General features: G+C 63.5%; 25 protein-coding genes and 1 pseudogene. 13 read left to right on the forward strand and 13 right to left on the reverse strand.

The features are described from left to right. The first annotated feature begins 23 nt into the window (after positions 1-23). The 3 genes and pseudogenes from O1W68_RS08365 to O1W68_RS08375 form a co-directional block, all read left to right on the forward strand. Positions 24-1,613 carry an MFS transporter gene (locus tag O1W68_RS08365; RefSeq protein WP_269302569.1) on the forward strand — a complete coding sequence of 530 codons (1,590 nt, stop codon included), beginning with the start codon at positions 24-26 and terminating at the stop codon, positions 1,611-1,613. A 63-nt stretch (positions 1,614-1,676) separates the two neighbouring features. Then, complete coding sequence (locus tag O1W68_RS08370) at positions 1,677-2,114, forward strand: OsmC family peroxiredoxin (RefSeq protein ID WP_269302571.1); 438 nt, start codon at positions 1,677-1,679, stop codon at positions 2,112-2,114. A 996-nt stretch (positions 2,115-3,110) separates the two neighbouring features. Further along, positions 3,111-4,412, forward strand: a pseudogene (locus O1W68_RS08375) (putative bifunctional diguanylate cyclase/phosphodiesterase); the annotation flags it as partial. A 116-nt stretch (positions 4,413-4,528) separates the two neighbouring features. Here O1W68_RS08375 and mhuD read toward each other — a convergent pair. Next, positions 4,529-4,837, reverse strand: coding sequence for a mycobilin-forming heme oxygenase MhuD (gene mhuD / locus O1W68_RS08380; RefSeq protein WP_269302573.1), 309 nt, complete (start codon positions 4,835-4,837; stop codon positions 4,529-4,531). A 44-nt stretch (positions 4,838-4,881) separates the two neighbouring features. Between mhuD and O1W68_RS08385 the strand changes: the two genes are divergently transcribed. Continuing rightward, positions 4,882-5,619, forward strand: a complete 738-nt coding sequence (locus tag O1W68_RS08385) for an alpha/beta fold hydrolase (RefSeq protein ID WP_269302574.1) — start codon at positions 4,882-4,884, stop codon at positions 5,617-5,619. After that, on the forward strand, positions 5,616-6,431 hold the full coding sequence (locus tag O1W68_RS08390; RefSeq protein WP_442972301.1) for an alpha/beta fold hydrolase: 816 nt from the start codon (positions 5,616-5,618) through the stop codon (positions 6,429-6,431). Before O1W68_RS08385 ends, O1W68_RS08390 begins: the two co-directional genes overlap by 4 nt. A 16-nt stretch (positions 6,432-6,447) precedes the next feature. On the opposite strand, the gene O1W68_RS08395 is transcribed toward O1W68_RS08390, so the two are convergent. Further along, the gene (locus tag O1W68_RS08395) at positions 6,448-7,344 is read right to left on the reverse strand and encodes an A/G-specific adenine glycosylase (RefSeq protein ID WP_269302577.1); all 897 of its coding nucleotides are present in this window, start codon (positions 7,342-7,344) and stop codon (positions 6,448-6,450) included. A gap of 68 nt (positions 7,345-7,412) precedes the next feature. Between O1W68_RS08395 and O1W68_RS08400 the strand changes: the two genes are divergently transcribed. Beyond that, positions 7,413-8,036, forward strand: coding sequence for a carbonic anhydrase (locus O1W68_RS08400; RefSeq protein ID WP_269302579.1), 624 nt, complete (start codon positions 7,413-7,415; stop codon positions 8,034-8,036). A 97-nt stretch (positions 8,037-8,133) separates the two neighbouring features. Continuing rightward, positions 8,134-8,865, forward strand: coding sequence for a hypothetical protein (locus O1W68_RS08405; protein WP_269302580.1), 732 nt, complete (start codon positions 8,134-8,136; stop codon positions 8,863-8,865). 22 nt (positions 8,866-8,887) lie between these two features. On the opposite strand, the gene disA is transcribed toward O1W68_RS08405, so the two are convergent. The 3 genes from disA to O1W68_RS08420 form a co-directional block, all read right to left on the reverse strand. After that, entirely contained in the window at positions 8,888-9,985 is a 1,098-nt protein-coding gene (gene disA, locus O1W68_RS08410) for a DNA integrity scanning diadenylate cyclase DisA (RefSeq protein WP_269302583.1), read from the reverse strand. Positions 9,986-10,097: 112 nt separating this feature from the next. Continuing rightward, positions 10,098-11,507: a DNA repair protein RadA gene (gene radA / locus O1W68_RS08415; protein ID WP_269302585.1), complete on the reverse strand. Its 1,410-nt coding sequence runs from the start codon at positions 11,505-11,507 to the stop codon at positions 10,098-10,100. A 35-nt stretch (positions 11,508-11,542) separates the two neighbouring features. After that, positions 11,543-12,202, reverse strand: a complete 660-nt coding sequence (locus O1W68_RS08420) for a hypothetical protein (protein ID WP_269302586.1) — start codon at positions 12,200-12,202, stop codon at positions 11,543-11,545. A gap of 358 nt (positions 12,203-12,560) precedes the next feature. On the opposite strand from O1W68_RS08420, the gene O1W68_RS08425 reads away from it, so the two are divergent. The 5 genes from O1W68_RS08425 to rlmB are packed head-to-tail and all read left to right on the forward strand — an operon-like array spanning position 12,561 to position 16,612. Beyond that, the gene (locus O1W68_RS08425; RefSeq protein ID WP_084345496.1) at positions 12,561-13,049 is read left to right on the forward strand and encodes a CarD family transcriptional regulator; all 489 of its coding nucleotides are present in this window, start codon (positions 12,561-12,563) and stop codon (positions 13,047-13,049) included. An 11-nt stretch (positions 13,050-13,060) separates the two neighbouring features. Continuing rightward, positions 13,061-13,735 carry a 2-C-methyl-D-erythritol 4-phosphate cytidylyltransferase gene (gene ispD / locus O1W68_RS08430; RefSeq protein ID WP_442972314.1) on the forward strand — a complete coding sequence of 225 codons (675 nt, stop codon included), beginning with the start codon at positions 13,061-13,063 and terminating at the stop codon, positions 13,733-13,735. Then, positions 13,732-14,196, forward strand: coding sequence for a 2-C-methyl-D-erythritol 2,4-cyclodiphosphate synthase (gene ispF, locus O1W68_RS08435; RefSeq protein WP_269302589.1), 465 nt, complete (start codon positions 13,732-13,734; stop codon positions 14,194-14,196). Before ispD ends, ispF begins: the two co-directional genes overlap by 4 nt. A 23-nt stretch (positions 14,197-14,219) precedes the next feature. Then, entirely contained in the window at positions 14,220-15,635 is a 1,416-nt protein-coding gene (gene cysS, locus O1W68_RS08440) for a cysteine--tRNA ligase (RefSeq protein ID WP_269302591.1), read from the forward strand. After that, complete coding sequence (rlmB, locus tag O1W68_RS08445; RefSeq protein ID WP_269302593.1) at positions 15,635-16,612, forward strand: 23S rRNA (guanosine(2251)-2'-O)-methyltransferase RlmB; 978 nt, start codon at positions 15,635-15,637, stop codon at positions 16,610-16,612. Before cysS ends, rlmB begins: the two co-directional genes overlap by 1 nt. Positions 16,613-16,633: 21 nt before the next feature. Here the strand turns inward: rlmB and O1W68_RS08450 are convergent, their stop codons facing one another. The 6 genes from O1W68_RS08450 to O1W68_RS08475 form a co-directional block, all read right to left on the reverse strand. Further along, positions 16,634-17,491 carry a biotin-dependent carboxyltransferase family protein gene (locus O1W68_RS08450; protein ID WP_269302595.1) on the reverse strand — a complete coding sequence of 286 codons (858 nt, stop codon included), beginning with the start codon at positions 17,489-17,491 and terminating at the stop codon, positions 16,634-16,636. Continuing rightward, entirely contained in the window at positions 17,488-18,090 is a 603-nt protein-coding gene (locus tag O1W68_RS08455) for a 5-oxoprolinase subunit B family protein (RefSeq protein ID WP_269302597.1), read from the reverse strand. The genes O1W68_RS08450 and O1W68_RS08455 overlap by 4 nt, the downstream gene beginning before the upstream one ends. Continuing rightward, positions 18,090-18,848, reverse strand: coding sequence for a LamB/YcsF family protein (locus O1W68_RS08460; protein ID WP_269302599.1), 759 nt, complete (start codon positions 18,846-18,848; stop codon positions 18,090-18,092). The genes O1W68_RS08455 and O1W68_RS08460 overlap by 1 nt, the downstream gene beginning before the upstream one ends. Before the next feature lie 11 nt (positions 18,849-18,859). Next, positions 18,860-19,738, reverse strand: a complete 879-nt coding sequence (locus O1W68_RS08465) for a metal ABC transporter permease (RefSeq protein ID WP_269302600.1) — start codon at positions 19,736-19,738, stop codon at positions 18,860-18,862. Beyond that, entirely contained in the window at positions 19,739-20,557 is an 819-nt protein-coding gene (locus O1W68_RS08470; RefSeq protein WP_269302602.1) for a metal ABC transporter ATP-binding protein, read from the reverse strand. It abuts the gene before it with no gap. A 73-nt stretch (positions 20,558-20,630) separates the two neighbouring features. Beyond that, positions 20,631-21,578 carry a metal ABC transporter solute-binding protein, Zn/Mn family gene (locus O1W68_RS08475; RefSeq protein WP_269302893.1) on the reverse strand — a complete coding sequence of 316 codons (948 nt, stop codon included), beginning with the start codon at positions 21,576-21,578 and terminating at the stop codon, positions 20,631-20,633. A 217-nt stretch (positions 21,579-21,795) separates the two neighbouring features. Between O1W68_RS08475 and O1W68_RS08480 the strand changes: the two genes are divergently transcribed. After that, on the forward strand, positions 21,796-22,884 hold the full coding sequence (locus tag O1W68_RS08480) for a LacI family DNA-binding transcriptional regulator (RefSeq protein WP_269302603.1): 1,089 nt from the start codon (positions 21,796-21,798) through the stop codon (positions 22,882-22,884). Between the two features lie 79 nt (positions 22,885-22,963). Here the strand turns inward: O1W68_RS08480 and otsB are convergent, their stop codons facing one another. Then, positions 22,964-25,513: a trehalose-phosphatase gene (gene otsB, locus O1W68_RS08485; RefSeq protein ID WP_269302604.1), complete on the reverse strand. Its 2,550-nt coding sequence runs from the start codon at positions 25,511-25,513 to the stop codon at positions 22,964-22,966. Between the two features lie 51 nt (positions 25,514-25,564). Continuing rightward, positions 25,565-26,275 (reverse strand): cholesterol catabolism transcriptional regulator KstR, encoded by a 711-nt coding sequence (gene kstR, locus O1W68_RS08490; protein ID WP_269302606.1) that lies wholly within the window; start codon positions 26,273-26,275, stop codon positions 25,565-25,567. Positions 26,276-26,320: the final 45 nt, after the last annotated feature.

Below are 26,320 nucleotides of genomic sequence, written 5' to 3' on the forward strand. Positions count from 1 at the left end.
CAACGCTGGGTTCTACTGAGTGCGTGACTACTCTCGACAGGCACACAGCACCCGCGCGGGCCGGATTGGTTCTGTTCGTCCTCATCCTTGTTGCTTCCGTGGCAAACCTGAATTTGGCGGTCGCCAACGTCGCCCTGCCTGAAATCGGTCGAGACTTCGACGCCAGTCAGACGCAGCTCAATCTGATCGCGGTCGCGTATTCGCTCGGCCTCGCTGGTTCGGTCCTCTATCTCGGTGCTCTCGGGGACCGTTATGGGCGCAAACTGTTGTTGGTTCTAGGAATGGGACTGTCGATACCAGCCTGTGTCATCGCCGGTTTCGCTCCCAATTTCGAGATCCTGTTCGGTGCGAGGTTGCTCGGTGGTGTGGCCGCGGGCATGGCCTACCCGACGACCCTGGCACTGATCACTGCGTTGTGGGCCGGTGCTTCGCGCACGAAAGCAATCGCGCTGTGGTCGGCTCTCGGCGGCGCCATGTCGGCGCTGGGACCACTGTTGTCCGGGGCGTTGCTGGAGAAGTTCGAATGGGGATCGGTCTTCCTGGTGACGTCGCCGCTGGCGTTACTCGCCCTGGTTCTGGCAGCTGCCTTCGTGCCTGGGCATGTGAACGAAACAACGGATCCGGTGGACAATCTCGGCGGAATCGTCTCGGTCGTGTTCATCGCGGCGCTGGTGCTCAGCATTAATTTTGCGCCGGTGGACGGTATGGGAGCCGTCGCCCTCGGTCTGGGTGTGATTGCGCTTGCAGCGGGGGCGGTATTTCTCCTCCGGCAGAGTCGCACGTCGTTTCCGCTGTTCGATCTGAAGATCGCACGTCGTAGGATATTTTGGGTCGCGGCTCTGGCCGGGATCATCGTGTTCGGTTCGTTGATGGGTGTCATCTTCGTCGGCCAACAGTTTCTGCAGAACGTTCTCGGTTACTCGACGCTTGCCGCCGGCGCGTCGACGCTACCCGCGGCTGCTGCGATGGTGCTGGTGGCTCCGCAGTCGGCGAAGTTGGTGGAGCGCCGGGGGTCGCGATTCACCTTGCTGCTCGGCTACCTCTTCATCCTTCTCGGATTGGTGATGGCCTGGCTGACATGGAAGGAAGACGTCTCCTATGCAGTGGTGGCGATCAGTTACGTGCTGCTCGGCATCGGAGTCGGGCTTGCAGGCACACCGGCCTCGCGTTCGTTGACCGGCTCGGTGCCGGTCGCTCGCGCCGGCATGGCCTCGGGAACAGCGGATCTCCAGCGCGATCTTGGCGGAGCAATCATGCAATCGACATTGGGTGCGCTGCTCACCGCTGGGTATGCGGCATCGTTGGCCTCGCAGATTTCGAGTTCGCCGGATGCGAGCAGCATCAGCGCGGAGACCCAGTCGATTCTCACCAAGTCGTTCTCGTCGGCAACCGATTTGGCGAGCAGCTACCCGCAGTACGCCGATCAGATCATCGGTGCAGCCAAACAAGCTTTTCTCGACGGCGATCAAATGTCTTATGCCGCGGCGATAATCGTGGTTCTGGTCGGTACTGTACTGGTCTTCTTCGCTTTTCCGGGTCGTGAGGAGGAGAAAAAGCTTCTCGCTCAATATCATTCGATCGACGCTGTTCGATCTGCAACGCCGATCGACTAACCCGGTTAGCCTGGGATTCTCCGGGCTCATCCGAGCCTGTATCGAACGAGGAGTCGAAAAGCGATGCCTACACGCACTTCACGCACGGCCTGGAACGGAACCTTGGAGAAGGGGTCGGGTCAGGTCGAGTTGACCAGTTCGGGTGCTGCGACGTTCGACGTGTCCTTCCCCAAGCGCGCGGCTGAAAACGCCGATGGCACGACGAGTCCGGAGGAGCTCATCGCTGCAGCGCATTCGGCTTGTTATGCGATGCAACTGTCGGCCGTGATCGCGGAGGCGGGCGGCACTCCGCAGATCCTCGACGTGACTGCTGAGGTCTCGCTCGGACCGGATACGCCGGGCTTCAAGCTCACCGGGATCAAGCTGACCGTCCGAGCCGAAGTCGACGGTCTCGACGCCGACGGTTTCGCGAAGGCTGCGCAGGCCGCGAAGGAAACCTGTCCGGTGAGCAAAGCGCTGACCGGGGTCGACATCACTTTGGATGCTGCACTCGAATCCTGATTTTCATCGGGCTCTGCTCAGAGTGAAATCTGACCAATCCGCTGACGTTCTCGCTCCGAATGTCCACTGTTGGACCGTTTCTACTCGGTGTCGGGCACGGCTGTAGTCGGTGGACAAGGGGACGCTCTGAAAAGGATGCGCTGGTCGAGGTTTCTGCTGTTGGGCTTGTCGGGCACGGGGTTGTACCTTGTATTGCCCGCAGGCCTGCCGCGCTCGCTCGCCAATGGCGTACTGATGGCGGCGGCGCTTGGCTTCGTGGTCTTCGGCGCCCGGATGAATCGGTCGGTGAACGGCGTCAGCTGGACGCTGTGGGTTGTAGGCCTGCTCGCGTGGGGTTTGGGCAATCTCGTCGGCAACCCGAGTCACAGGATGATGATGTCCTGGGCAGATGTTCTTTGGGTCGGCGGCCATCTGGCCCTCATCGTCGGGTTACTTCTGTTCAGGGTGGGAAACACGCGAGCGTTCCGGGTTGAGGACATCCTCGAGGGAGCGATCGTCGCCATCGGTGTCGCACTGGCGACATGGATGGTTGTCACACAGGCGCGGGTCGAATCAACGCTGGACATGACGTCCTTCATTCATCACTGGCAGGCCATCGTCTACGCCGGAGCCGGCGGTTTTCTCGTATCGCTGATGGTGATTCTGTTGCTGTCGAAAAGGGCACGGAAGGCGCCGTTCGCACTGGCTGCTTGTGCATTTCTGTTCTTTTTCGCTGGTACCTGGATTTCGCGTGTCGCCGTCAGCGTCGAAGTGCGCGACTCGGCCCTCGTCCAGGCCTGCTGGCTCACTGGTTTCGTCCTCGCCGGCTCGGTGGCCTTGTATCCGCCTTCTCGTGCCTGGAAACCCCGTCGGGGTCCGAAGTCGCACTTCGTGCTCGATCGCACCCGCCTGGTCGGGTTGGGGTTGGCAATACTGATGGCACCCACGGTGATGGCAGTGCAGCTGGCGCGCGGGCTTCCAGCAGCCGAGTGGGGATGGGTGGTGCTCGGCTCCACGATGGTGATCATTGCGCTTGCGGCGGCCCGGATAGCGTGTTTCCTGCTGGTGCTACGCAGGCAGGCTGCGGCGCTGACCCATGCGGCCATATCCGACCCCGTTACCGGGCTTGCGAATCGCACCCACCTCGTGGAGCTCCTCGACCGGTCGATCCAGTCCGCAGGCGAGGCCGGGATTGTGGTGATGGTCGTGGACATCGACAGGTTCGCCCACGTCAACGAGACGTTCGGTTATGCCGTCGGCGATCGGGTGCTGCGGGAGATTGGGGACCGGTTGGTCTCGGCAGCCGTCGTAGATGCAGTAGTCGGAAGATTGGGTGGCGATCAGTTCGTCGTGTCCGTCCCCGCAGACTCGATGGAGCTGTCGCCGTCTCGGTGGGCCGAGCACTTGCAGCGTGCGGTGAATCGCACCATGTTCGTCACCGATATCAACGTCGCGCTCGAGGCCACAGTCGGAATGGCCTTGTCGGCAGATCAGCCCTGTGTCGATCCGCAAGGATTGTTGCAACATGCGCATGTGGCCCTGACGTCGGCCAAGCACGAGCACACTCGACTATCGGTGTACGCACCCTCCATGGACTGCGATCGCCACGAGCAGATGCGTTTGCTGGGGGAATTGAAGACAGCGCTGAACGAACGCCAGCTCACGGTATTCTTTCAACCCTGTCTCGATCTCGGATCTGGATCGGTCACCGGCGTCGAAGCGCTCATTCGTTGGCAGCATCCGCGAGAGGGCCTGATCGCCCCCTCGGCGTTTCTTCCCGATGCCGAGCGCACCGGCATGCTTCCCGCGATCACCGCCTACGTTCTCGAGGATGCGCTGGCGTGCTGCAGCGCGCTGCGCCGCAATGGATCGAACATTCGGGTCGCGATCAATCTTTCGGTCCGGAATCTGATCGACCCCACGCTCGTCGGGCAGGTTGATCGGGCACTCCAGCGTCACAATCTGCCTCCGGCGGCTGTGGAATTCGAAGTGACCGAGACCTCGGCAATGACCGATACTCGTCGGTCGGTCGATTCCCTTGTCGCGCTACGCGATCTGGGTGTGACCATTGCGATCGACGACTATGGGACCGGATACAGCTCGCTGGCATATTTACGTTCGCTGCCCGTTCAGACTCTGAAGATCGACAAGTCGTTCGTGACGGCGATGGTTTCTCAGCCCATCAATGCCTCGATCGTGCGGTCGACGATCGACCTTGCACGCAGTCTCGGAATGAACGTGGTGTCGGAGGGGGTCGAGGACGGGGACACGTTGAATCGACTTCGCGCACTCGGGTGTGATGGCGCGCAGGGCTTCTATATCGGACGTCCGGTGCCGGCCGAAGAGCTGGAGGAGTCGATCACCCGCATCGAACGCGAGCTCTCCGTCGCAGCGTTGCAGGAACGATTGCCGACGGCCAACTCCCCGGCGGGGCATCAGGCCTTGGCTGCGACGTCCAGGACTACTTCGAATTCGAGTAGCGATGCTCCGGAGGCGACGGGCTTGGCGCGCTCGCCCGAATGCGCTGCCCTGGCTGGGCCCGCCGACCAGGCCTGGAATGCTTCCTCGGTCTCCCATTGGGTCACCACGAAGTAGCGGGTTTCACCCTTGACCGGGCGCAGGAGTTGGAATCCGATGAAACCCGGCGAACCTTCCACAGCGCCGGCGCGGGCGGCGAATCGCTTCTCCAATTCCGCGCCTGCACCCTCGGGAACTTCGATTGCATTTATCTTCACGACAGCCATGACCGAGAGGCTACTCGGTCGTGCGGAGAGCTACAGTCGTGACGATGCTGTACGACGAGGGTGGGGACGGGCGACCGATCTTGCTGTTGCACGGGTTGATGGGTAGCGCGCGAACGTGGCGCCGCCAGGTGCCATGGCTGCGTGCGTTCGGCCATGTCTACACCTACGACGCGCCGGGGCACGGCAGGCCCGCTCCGCGCGGGATCGGTACCGAGGCCTTCGTCGAGGACCTGACTGCTCATGCGGAGCAACTCGGGGAATGTGTCGTCATCGGGCATTCGATGGGTTCGCTGCACGGCTGGTGTCTCGCCGCGGCGAGACCCGATCTGGTGGCAGGGTTGGTCGTCGAGGACATTGCACCGGACTTCCGCGGGCGTACGGCCGATGACTGGGCTGCACTCATTCGTCGGTGGCCACAGCCGTTCGTGACCGAATCGGCGGTACGGGAGTTCTTCGGCGACGTCGCAGGGCACTACTTTCTGGATTCCTTCGAGCGTCGAAACGACGGCTGGTATCTGCACGGTGAGGTATCGACGTTCGAGGCGATCTCGCAGGAGTGGGGTACGAGGCACTTCTGGAACGAGTGGGAATCCGTCGCCGCTCCGTCGTTGCTGATCGAGGGTGCGTCCGGAATCACACCACCGGGACAGATGCGTCGTATGCACGAGAGGAACGCCAAGTCGAGCTACGTACTGATTCCAGAGGCGGCGCACCTCGTGCACGATGAGCAACCCGAGCTCTACCGCGCAGCTGTGGAAGCGTTCCTCCGACAACTACCATGACGCGAATGTCCCTGGTGAAGCTCAACGGAATCGATATCAACTTCGACGTCAAAGGTACCGGCCCTCTCGTCGTGTTGGTGATGGGATCGGGGAGCCCGGGGCGGGTGTGGCAGACACACCAGGTGCCGGCACTGGTGAAGGCGGGCTTCCAGGTCCTCACGTTCGACAACCGAGGGATAGCGCCGTCGTCCGAGTGCGGCGGCGGCATGGTGCTCGACGATCTGGTGGCCGACACCGCCGCGTTGATCGAGCACGTGGGCGCAGCGCCGGCACGAGTCGTCGGAACGTCGATGGGCTCACGTGTCACCCAAGAGTTGGCGTTGGCGCGGCCGGATCTCGTGTCGCACGCAGTGATGATGGCGACGTACGGCCGTTCGTCGCCGATGCAGAAGGCCATGGCCCAGGGCGAAAGAGATCTGTACGACGCGAGCATCACACTCCCGGCGACCTACCGCGCGGCAATCACCGCAATGAACAATTTCGCACCGAAAACGCAGCGCGACGAGGCGGTAATCGGTGACTGGCTCGCCGTCATGGAGTTCTCCGGTGGCACCAGATCGGCGGGTAAGCGTGCTCAGATCGGCCTCGAAATGCGTGCCGGTTCCGAACGACTCACCGCCTATCGCACGATTGCAGCCAAGACCCTCGTGGTGGGATTCGCCGACGATCGGCTCATCCCCGTCCATCTGAGTCGCGAAGTCGCGCAGGCGATTCCGGGTGCTCGATACGAGGAGATCCCGGACACCGGACACTTCGGTTACCTCGAGCGGCCAGAGAAGGTCAACGAAGTGCTCATCGATTTCTTGCGCTGACACTCGGGGTCACCGACTATCCGAGACCGGTCGGGGACCCCGCATCACCGGCCAGCCCGAAAAGCCCTGCCGCCGTCTGCTCGATCAGACCGTCCACGAGCAGGGAATCCAAGGCGCGATCGCGTTGCCCGGGGTCGCTGAGCCACACGACGTCCAATCGTGACCGATCCACCGGACCGTCGGTTTCACGTAGAACCGACATCAGTTTCCCGCGGACCTGCCGGTCGGTGCCCGCGAACTTCTGCACCTTCTTGGCGGGTCCGCTGTATGCAGGGCGGCCCGCTTCGATCCAGGAGCACTCCGGTAGCGGGCACAGCAAACAGGCAGGGTTCTTCGCGGTGCAGATCAGCGCGCCCAATTCCATCAGTGCTGCCGAATACCTTGATGCGCGCGCGTCCCCCACGGGAAGCAACGCCTCGACGTCGGCGAGATCTCGTGTCGTCGACGGGTTACCCGGTTCCGCGGCGCCGTGCACTGCCCGAGCGACGACGCGTCGAACATTGGTGTCGACGACGGGAACTCGCCGGCCGTACGCGAAGCATGCGACAGCGCGCGCGGTGTAAGCGCCGATGCCGGGCAACGACAGCAGCGTCTCGACGTCCTGCGGCACGGCGTCGCCGTGCTCGGCGGCCAGAATTCCCGCGCACTGATGCAAACGCAACGCCCGACGCGGATAGCCCAACTTGCCCCATGCGCGCAGCACATCGGCTTGTGAGGACGCAGCCATCTTCGACGGGACGGGCCACCGTGCGACCCACTCTTCCCAGATCGGAGCAACGCGGGACACAGGCGTCTGCTGCAGCATGATCTCGCTCATCAGAATCTGCCAAGCGCTGACACCTGGCCGTCTCCACGGCAGGTCCCGCTCCTCGGTGTCGAACCACCCGAGAAGTGCAACTGGACTGATCGGCACGCTTGTCTCCTCGACTTCTTCGGTATCCGACTCGCCGGTAATAGCAGGATCGGTGCACAATGATCGCTATGCCTTCGACGAATCCGATAACCGCCTGGAAATCTCTTCGAGAGGGTAACCAGCGGTTCATCGCAGGTGAATCTCTGCACCCGAGCCAGGGTATCGAGGACCGTGCCCGTCTCACCGAGGAGCAGCACCCACGCGCCGTGCTCTTCGGTTGCGCGGACTCCCGCGTCGCCGCCGAGATCATCTTCGACCAGGGCCTCGGCGACATGTTCGTCGTCCGGACCGCAGGCCACGTCATCGATTCCTCAGTCCTCGGCTCGATCGAATACGGTGTGGCGATTCTCGATGTGCCGCTCATCGTCGTGCTCGGCCACGATGGGTGCGGCGCCGTCAAAGCCACTCTCGACGCGTTGGACACCGGTGACATCCCCGGCGGCTACATTCGTGACCTCGTCGAACGCGTCACCCCGTCCGTGCTGTCCGCCCGCCGTGACGGTTACTCCAACGTCGACGATTTCGAGGCACGGCACGTCGAGGAGACCGGCAATCTGTTGATGCAGCGGTCGCGGATCATCGCGGAGAAGGTAGACGCCGGGGAAGTGGCCATCGTCGGCCTGACCTATCAGTTGTCCGAAGGGAACGCTCGCTTGCGCGGAGTAATCGGCGATATCGGCGAGCTTCCCTGAGGTTGTTCGTCGATCAGACGGATTCTTCGTGACCTACAAGGCGACACGCCGCAGGCGCTTCAGGGAATCGTAGCTGCGTAACGCCTACGGTTGGTCTGTGTTGGAACCAAGCGGGCCGTTGCCTCCCGAAATCTATTGGCGTCGTCGCGCACTCGCCATCGGTGCGGCTGTCGTGGTGCTCGGTTTGATCGTGTGGTTCATCTCCTCGCTCAGTGGTGGCAACGAGGATCCGCCGCAGGCGGAACCGGCAGGTGTCGTCACGTCTCCGAGTCCGGCCGCAACGCCGAGTGCCTCCGCCGCAGCCAAGGAGGCGGGTGCTGGATCCGGCGCATCGGCATCGGGTGGTTCCGCTTCCGGTGGTTCCGGAAGTGGCACTTCGGCGAGCACTGGAGCGTCCACGACGGCCTCCAAGCCCGCCGGGGCAGCTGCCGTCCCGAGCAACCAGTGCTCGGATCAAAGCCTTGCCATCAAGGCGACGCCGGACAAAGCGTCGTACAAGGTCGGCGAAGAGCCCGGCTTCACCGTCGTCATCACCAACATCAGTTCCACGGAGTGCCAGCGCGACGTGGGTGCAGGTCTGCAGCAGGCCCTCGTGTACACGCTCGACGATCTGCGTATCTGGTCGAACACTGATTGCTTCCCCGACGCGCAATCCGATCTGCGGACGTTCAAGCCCGGCGAGCAGGCTGGGTTCACGGTCAAGTGGTCCGGTACCAATTCGGTTCCCGGCTGTGGTGAGGAGCGGATACCTGTCGGCGTCGGCTCGTACAAGGTGATCGCTCAACTCGGTGAGCTGCGTAGCTCTCCCGAGCCGTTCAACATGACCTGAGCCGGCCGGTGTGCGGGTCCAGTCAGTCGAACGGGCCCGCGATGGACGACTCGGCCAGACGTGAAAGCCCCTCACGAATATGGCGAGCCCACAGTCCGCCGATGCCGTCGACCGACTGTAGGTCTGCCGCTGTTGCTGCGAGAAGCCCCTGCAGGGTGCCGAATGATCCGACAAGTCGATGGATCTGGCTGAACTGCAGCCGCGGAACCCGGGTGAGGACGCGGTATCCACGTGGACTCATCGGTGTGTCGAGCGCTTCGATGGTCGCCGGGTAGCCGAATGCGCGTGCGAGCGTCGTGAGGTCGAGTAGATCGACATCGGTCAGTTTGTCGAGAGCAGCCAAGGCCTTCTCCACGGCCGCCGTACTCGACGGCTCCGGACCGGCAAGGTAGTCGCGGACGACGAGTTGACGGTCGACATCGTTGTCGCCGAGTAGTTCCTCGAGCTGCAGCGCCAACTGCCTGCCGTCGGTGCCGAGTTCGAGGACGTTCTGCTCGATTTCGACCGAGACTCGGCGAACCATCTCCAAACGCTGAGCGACCGTGAGTGCGTCACGCAGGGTTACGAAGTCCTCGATTTCCACGACCGAGAGCTGACGGGTGTTGTCGTCGAGACGCTGCTTGTAGCGCTCGAGCGTGGCTACGGCCTGGTTCGCACGCGAGAGAATGGTTGCCGAGCCTTCGATGACATGTCGAACTCCGGCCACGTAGACGCTGACGATGCTCATCGACTGGCTGACCGAGACGACCGGGTATCCGGTCTCCATGGCGGTACGTTCGGCGGCGCGGTGCCGCGTTCCTGATTCGACTGTAGGAATCTTGTGATCCGGCACAAGCTGCACGTTGGAGCGGACGATTCGTTTGCCGTCCGTGGACAGGACGACGGCGCCGTCCATCTTGGAGAGTTCACGCAGCCGGGTAGGCGCGAACTCGACATCGAGTTCGAATCCGCCATCGCAGATCTTCTCGACCTCGTCGTCGTAGCCGAGGACTATGAGGCCGCCGGTACGGCCTCGAAGTATTCGTTCCAGCCCGTCGCGCAGGGCTGTGCCCGGTGCTAACCGAGCGATGGTTTCACGTAGCGCCGGGGATGCACTGGCATCGCGTGCGTTCTCGTCCACGTTCGTCCCCTCGTCCCAGCATTTACTTCCACAACGGCTTGTCGGCTGCATCGGCACTACTTCAACAACAGTGGTGTCTCACAGTCTCGCAGCTAGAGGCTACTGGAGTTGATCAAACCGTCCGCATATGTGCGTAATCGAGTGCCTCGCCGAGATTGGTGACGGTGCGGACTTCGATTCCCTTCGTCACGGTGTCGTCGTGTTCGGGGGTGATGGCGTGAGTGAAGCCGAGACGCGCGGCCTCGGCCAAGCGTCGACCAAGCCCCGACACCCGACGGACTTCTCCCGCCAGTCCGACCTCGCCGAGGATGACGAGCCCTGTCGGTATCGGACGGTCCGTTACGGCCGACGCCACTGCCACCGCGAGTGCCAGGTCCACAGCAGGTTCGCTGGTACGCATTCCGCCGATCGTTGCCGCATAGACCTCGCTTCGTGCCACTTTCACCCCACAGCGTCGCTCCAGGACGGCCAGAATCATGGCCACTCGCGCATGGTCGAGGCCGCTCACGGCTCGACGCGGGGAAGGCATGTGTGTATCGACGACGAGTGCCTGCACTTCGGCGAGCAACGGACGCTTACCGTCCATGGTGACCGTCACGGCCGTCCCGGGTACCGCGTCGGTGCGGTGATGCAGGAACAGACCCGACGGATCGGTGATGCCCTCGATGCCGGTATCCCGCAGTTCGAAGCACCCCACTTCGTCGGAAGCACCGAAGCGATTCTTGACCCCGCGGATCATGCGGAGAGTGGAGTGCTTGTCGCCTTCGAAGTGGAGAACTACGTCGACCAGATGCTCGAGCGACCGCGGACCCGCGACGGCTCCGTCCTTGGTGACGTGACCGATCAGGAGGACCGCGACGCCGGTCGTCTTCGCCAGCGACGTGAGCGCACTGGTGATCGCGCGGACTTGGGTGACACCGCCGATGACTCCGTCGACGTCCGCGGCAAGCATCGTTTGGACCGAATCGACGATCAGCAGACTCGGCGCGACCTGTTCCACGTGGCCGAACACCGTCGCAAGATCGGATTCTGCGGCGAGGAAGACGCGTTCGTGGACCGCGCCTGTCCGGTCTGCCCGCAACCGAACCTGACCAGCGGATTCCTCGCCGGTGATATAGAGCGCACGCCGGTCTTCGCCGGTACGGGCCCAGCGATGTACCACCTCGAGAAGGAGCGTCGACTTGCCCACCCCAGGCTCGCCCGCGAGGAGTACTACGGACCCGGGGACGAGCCCGCCACCGAGTACGCGGTCGAACTCCGGGATACCGGTCGAATTGGCCTGTGCAGTGCTGCTGCTGACCTGGGTGAGGGCCGTCGCCGGCGACGTCGGGATCATTGCGGTGGTCGCCGAGCGTGTGTTGCCGGCGCCGAGACCGGACGCGCCCGGCCTGCTCGCAACGGGGGTGAGTACGGGCGCCTCGTCCATCGATCCCCAGCTACCGCAGTCCGGGCATCGACCTACCCATTTGGCTACGGTGTGTTTGCAGGCCGAACATCGGTAATTGGTCTTCAGTTTGGCCACGCGGAAAACGTTAGACGACGGTTCCGACAGGAACGTCAGTTGTTCCCGTCGGCGCCTTCCTCGACCTGAGTCTCCACGACGCTGTTCTCGGCGCTGTGCGCCTCGGCTTCGATGGGCGACTTCGTCGAGACGTCGCGCGGGAGAACCTGGCCTGCATCGACAGGGACGAGAACCTCGACGTCACCGGCTTCCTCGAATGTGAACGTGACAGGAACCGTGAGGCCTGGGCGAACGTCCTCGCTGATGCTGTTGAGTTCGACAACGATCATCTGCAAGGGGATCAGCTCGTCATCGACCTCGGTGTCCACGGGCGCTCCGGCCCCGAGGGCGGTCAACGGTGCAATCTCGCTTCCGCCAGGCTCCGTGCCGACCGTCACCGAGGACGCCGCTGTCGTGGAGATCCGTGTGAGGCGATCGGAAGTCGTCGCGCTGTTGTTGACGGCGACGAAGCCGAGCTCGACCTTGCCACCCGGCTCGATCGAGTACTCCTCGCTCTGCGGGTACACCACATGCACATTGCGCAGTGAGATGTCGCCGACATTGGCGAAGTTTCCGTTGACGGCCGAGACCTGCTGGGCGGTCTGAGAAATTTGGCCGGAGCCGCAGGCAGTCAGAGTCAGTGCTGCGCCTGCCGCGAGAGCGGTTGCCCACAGGCGGGTCTTTCGGTGCGTGGTCGCAGCGTTGAACGCAGTCACGGGTCGTCCTCCAGTTGTGCCGGTGTGTCCGGGGGTGCCGATGCGGTTCCGGGCCAGTGCCTTTTCCGAGCCTAGGCCGGTAGCTCCAGGTCCACTAGGCAGAGTAGTAGTCAGCTTTCGAGGGTAGACCTCTGGGGCGTCCGGAACGTGCGGTATCGGGCTCCGACCGGCGTGTTGACCGGTGATTACTGTTACGTGGACCACCTTGGCGGAGGGTGCCGAGTTGCCCGCCTGGGGGGCCGCGGATACACGTTAACCGGCGGCTGTCAACCCCTGAAAAGACTGCGTTATGCCCCTGACCTGCGCCGTTGATCTGAGCGCGTGGTAAACTGGCAAAATCGAAAGGGGCACGGGACACATGATTTTCAAGGTCGGAGAGACCGTCGTTTACCCCCATCACGGAGCGGCGTTAATCGAAGCGATAGAAACCCGCACCATCAAGGGTGAACCGAGAGAGTACCTGGTTCTCAAAGTTGCGCAAGGTGATCTCACTGTTCGAGTTCCTGCGGACAACGCCGAGTACGTCGGTGTTCGTGACGTCGTAGGCCAAGAAGGTCTGGACAAAGTTTTCCAGGTGCTTCGGGCACCGCACACGGAAGAGCCCACCAACTGGTCGCGACGCTACAAGGCAAACCTCGAGAAGCTCGCTTCCGGCGACGTGAACAAGGTTGCCGAGGTCGTTCGTGACCTCTGGCGTCGTGAGCAGGATCGCGGCCTGTCCGCAGGCGAGAAGCGCATGCTGGCCAAGGCGCGTCAGATTCTGGTCGGAGAGCTTGCGCTCGCCGAGGGAACGGATGAGGCCAAGGCCGACATCATTCTCGACGAAGTACTGGCCGCAGCCTCCTAGGTGTGACCAGCGTGCATGCTGGCCCAGTCGTCGCGCTCGTACCGGCGGCGGGCCAGGGCCTTCGGCTCCAGCAAGGAATGCCGAAGGCGTATGTGACTTTGAAGGGCAGAACCCTTCTGCAACATTCGGTCGATGGTCTGACAGCATCAGGCGCCGTCGACCGAATCGTTGTGATTGTGCCGGCCGATCTGGTCGAGCACACGCGTGACCTCCTCGGGCCTGCTGTCACGGTGGTCGAAGGGGCTCGCGAACGCACCGATTCGGTGCGTTGCGGTCTCGCGGTGGCAGGAGACGCAGCCATCGTGCTGGTTCACGACGCTGCGCGCGCGCTCACTCCGCCCACTCTGGTTGCACGGGTGGTCGCCGAGGTGCGCGCTGGACGCGGTGCCGTCGTACCCGCAGTTCCGGTAACGGACACCGTCAAGTCGGTCGATCTCATGGGCGCCGTGGTCGGAACTCCCGACCGGAGCTCACTCCGAGCAATTCAGACCCCACAGGGATTTCGCGCGGATCTGTTGATTCGCGCCTACGCCGAATCCGCGGACTCCGCGACCGACGACGCAGGACTGGTGGAGCGCCTCGGTGAGACGGTGCACACGATCACCGGTGAATTGCTCGCATTCAAGATCACCACTCCACACGACCTTTTGCTCGCAGAGGCGATCACCGCACAGGAGAATGCATGAGAGTCGGCATCGGAACAGATGTGCACCCGATTCAGGTCGGGCGGCCGTGTTGGCTCGCCGGCCTGTTGTTCGAGGACGGTGACGGTCTCGAAGGTCACTCGGACGGTGACGTCGCCGCCCACGCGCTGTGCGATGCGCTGCTGTCCGCGGCAGGTCTCGGTGACCTCGGCTCGGTTTTCGGGACCGGGCGACCCGAGTGGGACGGTGTCAGCGGTGCCGCAATGTTGACCGAAGTGCGTCGCCTGCTTGCCGAGCACGGGTTCGGTATCGGCAACGCCGCAGTTCAGATCATCGGAAATCGACCGAAGATCGGTCCGCGTCGTGTGGAGGCGCAGGAGACGTTGTCGGCGATTCTCGGGGCCCGCGTCTCGGTGTCTGCGACCACCACCGACGGATTGGGATTGACGGGTCGAGGCGAAGGAATTGCCGCCGTTGCGACGGCACTTGTCATGAGCGAGTAAAACCCCCGGTAGCATGGCGAGTCGTGACCCTTCACCTTTACGACACCGAGACGAGGGCCTTGCGGGAATTCACCCCCTTGGTCCCTGGCCATGCGTCGGTGTACCTGTGTGGGGCGACGGTCCAGGGTGAGCCTCATATCGGCCACGTTCGTAGCGGTGTCGCATTCGACGTCCTTCGCAGGTGGCTACTCGCCCACGAGGTCGACGTCGCTTTCGTCCGCAACGTCACCGACATCGACGACAAGATTCTGAACAAGGCGCGCGATGCTGGACGGCCGTGGTGGGAGTGGGCCGCGACCTTCGAGCGATCCTTCGCCTGGGCCTACGACCAGCTCGGGGTGCTGCCCCCGTCGGTCGAGCCGCGAGCAACCGGACACATCACCCAGATGGTGGAGTTGATCGACAGATTGATCGAGTCCGGGCACGCGTACGCCTCCGCCGGTGACGTGTACTTCGACGTGATGAGCTTCCCGAGTTACGGAGCACTGTCCGGGCACAAACTCGACGACGTACATCAGGGCGAAAGCGCCGCCGAGGGTAAGCGTGATCCCCGGGACTTCACGCTGTGGAAAGCAGCGAAGCCCGGCGAGCCGTCGTGGCCGACACCTTGGGGTCGTGGACGGCCCGGCTGGCATCTCGAGTGCTCGGCGATGGCCGAGACCTACCTTGGGCCCGATTTCGATATTCACTGCGGTGGTCTCGATCTGGTGTTCCCGCATCACGAGAACGAGCGCGCGCAGAGCCAGGCAGCCGGCGACGGATTCAGTCGATACTGGTTGCACAACGGCTGGGTCACGATGGGCGGCGAGAAAATGTCGAAATCGCTCGGCAACGTCCTGTCGGTCCCCAATGTTCTCCAGCACGTGCGACCGCAGGAACTGAGGTACTACCTCGGTGGTGCGCACTACCGTTCGATGCTCGAGTATTCGGATAACGCATTGCAGACGGCAGCGGTGACCTATCGAGGAATAGAAGGATTCGTCAAACGGACGGTCGAGCGAGCGGGAGAAGTACCACTCGGCACCTGGACCGACGGCTTCGCCGCTGCGCTGGACGACGATCTGGGAGTTCCCAAGGCGCTCGCCGAGCTTCACGCGACGGTGCGGGCAGGCAACAGCGCGCTGGAAGGCGGGGAGCTCGAATCCGCCGTCGAGCATGCCGGGCAGGTGCGTGCGATGCTGTCGATTCTGGGTGTGGATCCGCTGGATCCGCACTGGGCGAGTGGCTCCGGCGACACGGACGCCCTCGAGGGAGCGCTCGGAGTGTTGGTCGACGCAGAGTTGCAGCGGCGAGCACAAGCCAAGGTGGACAAGGACTGGCCGGCCGCGGACGCGATTCGAGATCGCCTCGCCAAGGCAGGCATAGACGTGACAGATACCCCCAACGGGCCGGAATGGTCCGTTGGGGCAACACGCAGTAACGACGAAGCAGGGCAGTGATGGCAGGCAATTCAAGTAGGCGCGGCGCGATACGCAAGACCGGCACCAAGAAGGGTCAGGTCGCGGGCTCCGGCGGAAATCGGCGCAGAGGACTCGAAGGCCGCGGCGCCACGCCGCCCGCTGAGGAGCGCACCAAGCATCCAGCGTCACGTCGCGCCAAGATGGCGGAGAAGTCCGCTCAGAACCGTGGCGACAGCCGTGGTCGCAGCACTCGGGTCCCGACTCGGAAGAACGACGACGGTCCCGAGGTCGTGCTGGGTCGCAACCCCGTCGTTGAGTGCCTCCGCGCGGGAGTTCCGGCGACGGCCCTGTGGGTTGCCGTCGGCACCGACAGTGACGAGCGGCTGAAAGAGAGCGTCCAGCGCGCAGCCGACGCCGGCATCTCCATTCTCGAGGTTCCACGTTCGGATCTCGACAAGCTGAGCGCGAACGGTCTGCATCAAGGTCTCGCTTTGCAGGTTCCGCCGTATCGATACGCTCACCCGGACGACTTGATCAGCACGGCTCGCTCGCATCAGGAACCGGCACTTCTGGTCGCTCTCGACAACATCACCGACCCTCGTAACCTCGGCGCTGTCGTGCGTTCGGTGGCGGCGTTCGGTGGACACGGCGTCGTCATCCCGCAGCGTCGCAGCGCCAGCGTCTCGGCAGTTGCGTGGCGCACCAGCGCAGGTGCCGCGGCCCGACTCCAGGTTGCCCGCGCTACCAACCTGACCCGGACGTTGAAGGATTGGCAGTCCAAGGGTGTCACCATCATCGGTCTCGACGCCGAGGGCGACACCACGCTCGACGAGTTCGACGGCACCGGCCCAGTGGCTGTGGTGGTCGGATCCGAAGGTAAGGGCCTCTCGCGTCTGGTTCGCGAGACGTGCGATTCGATTCTGTCCATCCCGATGGCAGGTCCGGTCGAATCGCTCAACGCTTCGGTAGCCGCGGGCGTCGTGTTGGCCGATATCGCGCGTCAGCGTCGTCGATAGGCTCGGCACGCCCGTCGTGGGCTAGTGCACTCTGAACCGTATCGAGTCCCCGGGACGCAGTTGGCCGATCGTTGGCAGGTCGGCGTCTCGAACGACGGCGATGACGGGATATCCGCCTGTCACCGGGTGATCGGCGAGGAAGAGGACGGGCTTACCGCTCGGTGGAACCTGCAGGGCGCCGGGAACCATGCCCTCGCTGAGTAGCTCCTCGGTTCGTGCTCGTTGCAGCGGAGTCGTACCGTCGAGCTTGACCCCGACACGATTCGATTCGCTGGTTGCCTTCCATACCTCGCTTGCCAGGATGCGGTGTGCCTCGGAGGTGAACCAGTCCTGTCGCGGACCGAGGTTCACCGACACTTCGATGTGCCCGGTTCTGGCCGGTGGCGGCGCTAGTTCGGTTGCCGGCCACTCCGACTGCTCATCGCCGACCTCGAGGACGTCACCTTCCGCCAGTGGCAGCGGACCCAGTCCCGACAGAGTGTCGGTGGACCTGCTCCCGAGGAATTGTGCGACGTCGAATCCGCCGCGCGCAGCAATGTAGCTACGCAGCCCGGAAACAGGTGTGGCGACTGTTAATTCGTCTCCGTCTGCGAGATACAGCGTGTTGTACATCGCACCCGCGATGCCGTTGACGGTGATCTGGCCCGAACCGCCAGTGACCGCCACCACGACCGATCCCCGCATGCGAACCTGCACGCCGCCCATCGTCGCCTCGAGCGTTGCAGCGTCGACGGTGTTGCCTACCAACCTGTTGGCAGCGTCGTGCGAGCGAAGGTCTGCGGCGCCGGATCTCCCGACACCGATCGACGCGTGACCGGGGCGGCCTCGATCCTGCACGGTGCACAGCGGCCCGGGGCGCAGTATCTCGACAGCTTTCACGTCTGCTGGAACCTGACCTTCGTGCCGGGCTGTAGCCGTGCGGGGGGCGAGCCGCCCTCGTCCCACAGGACTGCGTCGGTAGTCCCGATGAGCTGCCATCCCCCGGGGGAACTGCGTGGATAGACCCCGGAGAACTCGCCGGCAAGTCCGACCGAACCTGCCGGGACCGAAGTGCGAGGTTCGGATCGGCGAGGAACATGCAGACGGTCGTCGGGGCCGACGAGGTAGCCGAACCCGGGTGCGAACCCGCCGAATGCGACGGTCCAGATCCGCCCCGTGTGCGCTGCCACGACTTCCGACGTCGACAGTCCGGTGTGTCTGGCGACATCTTCGAGATCGGGACCGTCGTAGCTGACCGCAATCGTCACCGCGTCGGCCTTCGCCTCACTGTCATCTGCCACTGGTTTTACCGAACGGATCCACGTCACGATCCGTTCTCGCTCGCCCCGGAATCGCACCAGGACCGTCCGTGCGGCCGGCACCAGATCCTCGACGTCGACGGGGGCCGTCGCGTGCAGTGAACGAAAGAAGGCCATCGTCTCGCGGAGGTCGCCGTACTCGATCAGTACGGCATGTTCACCTGCATCTCGGACGATCATCAGACGAAGGGTGAGATCGCGATACCGTTGTCGGACAGTATCTTCCGGACTGCGAAGGCCATGTCGACCGCACCTGGGGAGTCTCCGTGCACACACACCGATTCCGCGGAGACTGCGACGCTGGTGCCGTCGATTGCCTCGACCGTTCCTTCCTGAACGAGCTGAAGGATACGCGCTGCGACCAAGGCCGGATCGGACAGGATGGCGCCGGCCTCACGCCGAGACACCAACTCACCCGCGGGTGTGTACGCACGGTCGGCAAAAGCCTCCACCACAGTTCGCAAACCGGCGGCCTCGGCTTCCTCGAGGAACACCGAGCCTGCCAGGCCGAGGACGGGGAGCGTCGGATCGTAGATTCGGACGGCTTCGACGACAGCTTTCGCCTGATCACGATGCGTCACGATGGCGTTGTACAGCGCGCCGTGCGGTTTGACGTAGGCGATGGCCGAACCGGCTGCCTGACTGAGTCCGTCGAGGGCCCCCATCTGATACAGCACGTCGGCAGTCAGATCAGCAGGCTCGATGTCGATGAAGCGTCGTCCGAAACCTGCGAGGTCGCGATAGCCGACCTGAGCGCCGATACGGACGGCCTTGCCGGCCGCGGCACGACAGGTCGCCAGGATCGTCTGTGGGTCACCAGCATGGAATCCGCATGCGATATTGGCGCTGGTCACCACCGCCAGCATTGCGTCGTCGTTACCGAGCTTCCACGTTCCGAAGCTCTCGCCGAGGTCTGAATTGATATCGATGGACGTCATCGTCTTCGAGTCTAGGCGACAACGATGCGACCGGAGTCGGCCTTTCGGCGAGACCCCACTGCGCGGCAGAGGAGGTAGATGACGAACGAGATGGTCGTGACGAATGTCGAGACGGGAACGCCGGGTGCGAGCGAGAGCAGAATGCCACCCACAGCGGCGATCTCGGCGAACAGAATGGACAACAGCGTCGCCTTGAGTGGGCTTGCAGTCACACGCGCGGCAGCGGCTGCGGGCGTGATCAGCAACGACAACACGAGCAACGCACCGACGATCTGAACGCCGAGCGCACACGCGACTCCGACCAGAACTGCGAACACGACGGCGAGCCCACGGACGGGGACACCGCGCGCCAGCGCAACCTCAGGGTCGGTGCTGGCGAACAACAGTGGACGGTAGACGATCGCGAGCACGATGAGGACCAAGACTGCACACACGAGCAGAAGCTGAATACCGCTCTGCCCGACGCCGACGATCTGACCGATCAGAAGCGAGAAGCTCGTGCCGGTTCTGCCCGGATACAACCAGATGAACAACACCGACAGGCCCAGCCCGAACGACATGATGACACCGATCACCGAGTCGCGATCACGAGCCTTGGAGCCGAGCAGGGCGAACATCACCGCAGCGACGACCGAGCCGACGATAGCTCCGAGACCTACGGTGATTCCGACAAGCAAAGCTGCTGACGCGCCGGTCAACGACAATTCACTCGAACCGTGGACCGCGAACGCCCACTGCCTACTGACGATCAGCGGCCCGAGCGCACCGGAGAGGAGACCGAGAATGGCCGCCGCGAGGAGTGCCTGCTGCACGAAGTCGTAGCTCAACAAGTTCGCCGTCGTGCTGAAGTCGAAGATCTTGGAGAGGGCGTCGACCACTTTCTCGTTCATTCAGAGATCCTCGGTCGGTGGATGGTGCGCACCCGCAGAGCCGAGAGCGTCGATGGAATCGCCGGTGCCGACAACGACGAGTCGCCCACGCACCTTCAGAACTTCTACCTCGGTTCCGTACAACTCCGAGAGCACTTCGGTCGTCATCACATCAGCAGGTGTGCCGATACGGAACTTGCCGTCGACGATGTAGACGATGCGGTCGACCAGCGGCAGAATCGGATTGATCTCGTGCGTCACGAACAGCACTGCCGTGTCGTGCTCTCGCCGTCGCCGATCGATGAGACCGGACACCAGACTTTGGTTGGCCAGATCGAGGCTGAGCAGAGGTTCGTCGCACAGCAACACTGTCGGATTGCCAACCAGCGCCTGGGCGATGCGTAGGCGCTGCTGCTCGCCCCCCGACATCGTCCCGACCGGTGCACCCGCGAAGGCATTGGCGTCGACCTGGTCGATTGCATGCTGCACGACACGTGTGCGCTCACGCATTCCGCGAAGACCCAGCCCCCAACGATGGCCGTCCCAGCCGAGACCGACGAGATCACGCCCACGCAGTGGCAGACCGTCGTCGATACTTCGCTGCTGTGGGATGTAACCGACACCGGACTGGCCCTTGCGGACAGGCTCTCCCGCGATCGCCGCAGTCCCCGCCGTCAAATGGTTCTGGCCGAGCAGCACCTTCAAAAGTGACGTCTTACCCGAACCGTTAGGTCCGAGGACAGCTACGAACTCACCGCTCTCCACCGCGAGATCGAGGTTCCGCCACAACGTGCGCTCCCCGAACGCCAGTCCGGCATCGCGCAGTTCTACAGCAGGCATGAACTACAGCTTTCCAGCCCTGACCCGAGCGTCGTTCCGCGGGTTCCACTCCCGGTTTCCAGGGTCGTCATGCTCAGGATGCCGGCGCCAGCGCAGATTCGAGATCCTCCGCTGCCTGCGTCTGCCACTCGATGTAGGTCTTGCCCTCGGGCAGCGTCTCTGTCACCTCGACGACGGGGATTCCGGCAGCCTCGGCGGTGGAGCGGATGTCCTGGGTGACAGCGTCCTGCGTCTGGATGTTGTAGACGAGGACTCGAACGGACTTCGAGGTCAACAGGTCACGAGTAGCCGCGATGGATGCGGGCGACGGGTCGTTGCCCGATTCGAGGGCATTCTTGAAGTCCTCGGGTGTCCGATCGTCGAGGTCGGACTCTTCGATCAGGTAGTGCGCGATCGGTTCCGTCTGTGCGACAGGAGCATTGGCATGATCGACGGCGATCTTGTTCGTCACGTCGGTGATGCGGTGGACCTGATCGTGGAACGTGTCGGCGTTCGCGGTGTACTGGGCGGCGTTGTCGGGGTCGAGCTGACCGAGCTTCTCGGCGATCGACTCCGCGGTGGATGCGGCGACCTCGGCGTCGAACCAGACATGTTCGTTGGCGTCGCCGTGGCTATGGCCGTGACCGTCGGTGGAGTCGGTGGAGTCGGTGGAGTCGTTCGGGGCTGCTTCTTCGGCGTCGTGCGTATGGTCCGAACCGACGAGGTCGTACGCGTTGACCGACGGCACGTTCTTTCCCTCCGAGCCGAGGATGTCGTCGATGAACTCGTCGTATCCGCCACCGTTGTATACGACGAGCGACGCCTCGGCCACTTTCGCGGCGTCGCCGGCGCTGGCCTCGTAGGAGTGCGGATCCGCCGACGGGTCGGCGATGATGGATTCCACCGAAGCGAGGTCTCCCGCGACGGCTTGCGCGACGCTGCCCCACACGTTGGTCGAGGCCACGATGGTGATCGGGCCGTCGATGGCAGTGACGGGCGCCGAGGAATTGGATGTGCTCGTATCCGAACTACATGCGGTCATGGCCAGTGCGGCGGCGCATGTGAGCCCTACGAGAGCGGTAGTCGAGCGGGCGAGTTGTCGCACTGGGGACCCCTTGAGTCGAAGCTTGCGAAAACGAAATATTCGCCTAGTTGGAAATGGTTACCGTTGTACTCTAGCGATTCGATGGCTCTCGACCGAATCGGGTACCCGGGCGCCGAATTTCACTGCAACACCCTTTTCCGGCTAACGTCCCCGTATGTCCAGGTCGAGCGAGCCGCGCCGCCCAGCCACATTGGCTTCCATCGCTGCCGACCTGAAGGTGTCGCGCACCACAGTGTCGAACGCCTACAACCGGCCCGACCAGCTCTCACCCGAACTTCGCGAGCGAGTTCTCATGGCAGCCAAACGCCGCGGATACGCAGGCCCCGACCCGCTCGCTCGCTCGCTTCGCACTCGTAAGGCGGGCGCGGTCGGCCTCGTTCTCACCGAAGCGCTCAGCTATTCCTTCCGCGACCCCGCCGCCATGGCATTCCTGGCCGGGCTCGCCGAATCTTGCGAAGCTGCAGGCCAGGGCCTGCTTCTGATTCCAGCAGGGCCCGACCGAGATGACACTGCGGCCGCCGCCGTCGTGCAACAAGCCGGGGTCGACGGCTTCGTCGTCTATTCCGTCGCCGACGACGACCCCTACCTGATGGCCGTCCGCGAGCGGCACCTACCGATTGTCATCTGTGACCAACCACGCGGGGTGCCGGAGGCTGCACTCGTCGCCATCGACGATCGTGCCGCGATGAAAATGATCGCCGAGCAGATCATCGCCCTCGGACACCGCCACATCGCCGTTCTCTGTATGAGACTCGGACGCGACCGTCGTGACGGCGTCGTACCGCCCGCCCGGCTCGCTGGAAGCCACTTCCATGTCCAACGGGAGCGGATAGCAGGGGTGAAGGACGCTATGAAAGACAGCGGCCTCGATCCGGAATCGCTCACCGTCGTAGAGCGGTTCGAACACACCACCCGCTCCGGCCACTCCGCTGCAGCTCAGGCGTTGCAAGCCAACCGCGACGCCACCGCCCTGCTCTGCACCACCGATGTCCTCGCACTCGGCGCACTCAACTTCGCGAAGGTCGCCGGCATCGACGTTCCGGGTCAGCTCACCATTACCGGCTTCGACGGCGTGGAAGATGCAATCCGCGAGAACGTCACCACCGTTCGTCAGGATGCCGAGGAGAAGGGGCGACGCGCAGGTGCGCTCCTGCTCTCCACCTCGCAGTCGGGCATCATGGCGGCCGAGTTCTTGCCGACCGAATTGGTCAAAGGTCGTACGGCGGCTCCGCCGCCCGCCTAGACCCCGGCTAGACCGCTTGAATGGCCACCTGATGCTGACAGATCGTATGAGTGGACCATTCAAGCGATTGCGGGCCCGCTCACGCGCTGAGCAAACTCGCACACCTGAGCAAGCCGAGGTGGCTGTAGGCCTGAGGATGGTTGCCCAGTGAGCGTTCGGCGACGGGATCGTATTCCTCACTGAGCAGGCCGGTCGGACCGGCTGCACTGACGAGTTGCGCGAACAAGGCCTCTGCTTCGGATCGCTGCCCGATGAGTAGGTATGCCTCGACCAGCCACGCCGCGCAGAGGTGGAATCCACCCTCGCCGCCGGGCAATCCGTCGTCGTGATGGTAGCGATACACGGTCGATCCGCTGCGCAATTCGGCCTCGGTTGCCGTCACGGTCGCTGCAAAGCGAGGGTCGGACGGATCGATGAGCCCGGAGAGCCCGATGTGCAGAGTCGCAGCGTCGAGGTCGGTGCCATCGTAGGCGGCGGTGAAGGATCGGACTTCTTCGTTCCAACCCTTGTCGATGACCTCGGCATAGATCTGTTCGCGAAGACCGGCCCAGCTCGGTTCGGTATCCCGCTCGAATGCGGCGGCGAGGGTTATCGCCCGATCGATGGTCATCCAGCCCATGACCTTGGAGTACACGTGGTGGCGGGGTGTCCCGCGGATCTCCCAGATGCCGTGGTCGGGTTCGTCCCATCGGCGTTCTACAGCCTCGACCATCGAGCGGACCAGACTCCAATCGTCGTCGGACAAGGCCTCTTTCCCTGCCAGGCCCTGCGACTGCCGGGCATGTGCGAGGGAGGAGACGAGGTCGACGATCGGCCCGAACACGTCGAGCTGGACTTGCTGATTGGCTGCGTTTCCGACGCGGACCGGACGCGAGCCGGCGTATCCAGGAAGCTCGTCGATGACGGCCTCGGACGGCAGACCGAGACCTCGGATCGTGTACAGCGGATGCAGTCGTTCTGGGCCAGTTACAGACTTCAGAACCTCGTGGATCCATCCGAGGTATCCCTCGGCTTCGGCCGTCGAGCCGAGGTTGACCAGCGCCGACGCGGTGAGGGCCGCATCGCGCAACCAGCAGTAACGATAGTCCCAGTTGCGCACGCCGCCGATCTCTTCGGGTAGTGAGGTCGTCGCGGCTGCCATGATCGAACCGGAGTCGGCGTGAACGAGCCCACGTAGCGTCAGGGCTGATCGTTTCATCAGATCCGGTTTGAGTGGCGGCAGGTTCAGGGCATCGACCCAGTCCTTCCAATAGGCCTCGGCCTGTGCCCGGCGTTCCGGTTCCGGTAGCGCAGACGAACCGAGATCCTCGCTGCCCAAACGTAATTCGAGAACGACAGGTCCACCGGTCGGGTCGATTTCGGCGTGCGCGGTCTGTTGCGCGCCGTCGGATACGACGTTCCATTTCACGCCGGGACTGCGCAAGACCATCGGCTCTGCGGTGCCGGAGATCCGAAGCCCGTCCTCTTCGGGTTCGAGCTGAACCCACACTTTGCCGAATTCGGGTCGGGGTGCGAACGTCACGATCGCCGTGGCCTTGCCGGTGACGACGCGCGTGAGCGAGGTCTGCCCGACGGGGACGTCGTGCGGGAGGTAGTCGGTGACCTGAAGGCTCGCCCACTTGGTCTGGACGGTCATGGTGCCGTCGACGTATTGCTGGCTCAGCGGCAAGGCAGTGCGCTTGGGGCCGATGCTGAAGTGCCCGGCCTCGTTGCCACCGAGGAGGTGCGCGAAAATCGCTGCCGAGTCCGGTTCGGGGTGGCAGAGCCATGTCAGGTTCGCATCCGGAGTCACCAGTGCGACGGCATTGGGGCTGGCGAGCATCGTGAGCCGCTCGATGCGTGGAGCATCGGCACCGGAGAGCCACCGGCGACGCTCTCCGAGCAGGAAAGCCAGCGCAAGTGAGACCTGCTCGGTGCTGTCGATGTGGAATTCGGCGAGACTGTCACCGGGGCCGATCTTGACGCCGACGTCGGGGCCGTGCAGGCGGGTGAAGGCCTTTTCGTCGGTGACATCGTCGCCGAAGAACACTGCAGCCGTCGCGCCTTCCTGATGCCGGAGGATATCGAGGGCGTCGCCCTTGTCGGTAACGATGACAGCGAGTTCGATGACGGACTTACCCTCGGTCACCTGCACGCCTTCGCGCAGCGCCACGCCGTCGCGCACGGCGACGAGAGCGGCTTCCGCATCGGCCGGGTCGGCATTGCGGACGTGGAGGGCTGCACTCGCGGGCTTGGTTTCGACGGCCACACCGGGGAATCGGGCGGCGATCGAGGACATCTCCACGGCGATATCCTGCAGAAGTCGCTTGGCCTCGTCGTCGATTGCATTGATGAATCCGACGTCGAATTCGCTGCCATGGCTGCCGACGAGTTGAACCTCGGCAGGGAGCCTGGACAGTGTGGCCAGATCGCGGAGAGCGCGACCCGAGATGACCGCGGCCTTCGTTGCGGCGAGACTTGCCAACCCGCGCATAGCGGTCACGGACTCATCATGCGGAAATGCCTTCGACGGATCGGAGACGATGGGTGCCATCGTCCCGTCGTAGTCGGAGGCGACGAGAAGGCGAGGCGTCCGGGCCACGGCTATGAGGGCGCGGCGAAGTTCAACCGGTAAATTCAGAGCAGTCACGGAACGAATCTAGGCGATGCGAGCCGATACGGCTCATTCGGACGCAAACGCTCAGTCGAGTGGCTCGGAGTCTCCGAGTAGCAGGTCGACAGTCAGCTCGAGTCGAGCGGCGACGTCGGTGGCCGAGGAACGACGGGTCAGCCATGCGACGAGATTGGACAGCCAGACATCGCTGATGACGCGAGCAATGCTGAGCTGCAATTCCGTTGGCTCACCGTCGCTCATCGCTTTGGCGAACAGTCGGTCCATCAATCGGCCGACCTGATCCACCTCTGCGGCAGCGGACGCGTCCGCGAACATGAAGGCGCGAGTCATGGCCTCGGTGAGTAAAGGATCACGTTGCATCGCACGTGTGATCTGCCCCAGAATCAGGTGCATGCGCTCCTGCGGCGTCTGGCCGGGCGGGAGCTTACGACGGGAGTCGATCTTTTCGAACTCCCGGGAGAGTGCTGAAACCAGCAAGTGCACCTTGGACGGAAAGTATCGGTACAGCGTTCCGACCGCGACGTCGGCACGCTCGGCGACGGCGCGCATCTGAACGGCTTCGTAACCGCCTTTGGACGCGAGAGCGAGGGTCGAATCAAGAATTCGCTTACGGCGCTCGCGCTGAGCGTTGGAACTCAGGTCGTCGTCGGTGAGGACGCCGACCGAACGCAACGGTGTAGCCGTGTTGGTTTCGTTCACGGCCGTTCCCCTGTTCTTGTCGGCTCCTGTGTTCTTGTCGGCATTGTTCACCGATCGCGACCGAGAAGATGTGGTCATCGACGTTGTCCTTCGCACCTTGACTCTGAACCAGCTACCGTATTA

The organism is Rhodococcus sp. H36-A4, from assembly GCF_027158005.1.
Lineage (GTDB): Bacteria > Actinomycetota > Actinomycetes > Mycobacteriales > Mycobacteriaceae > Rhodococcoides.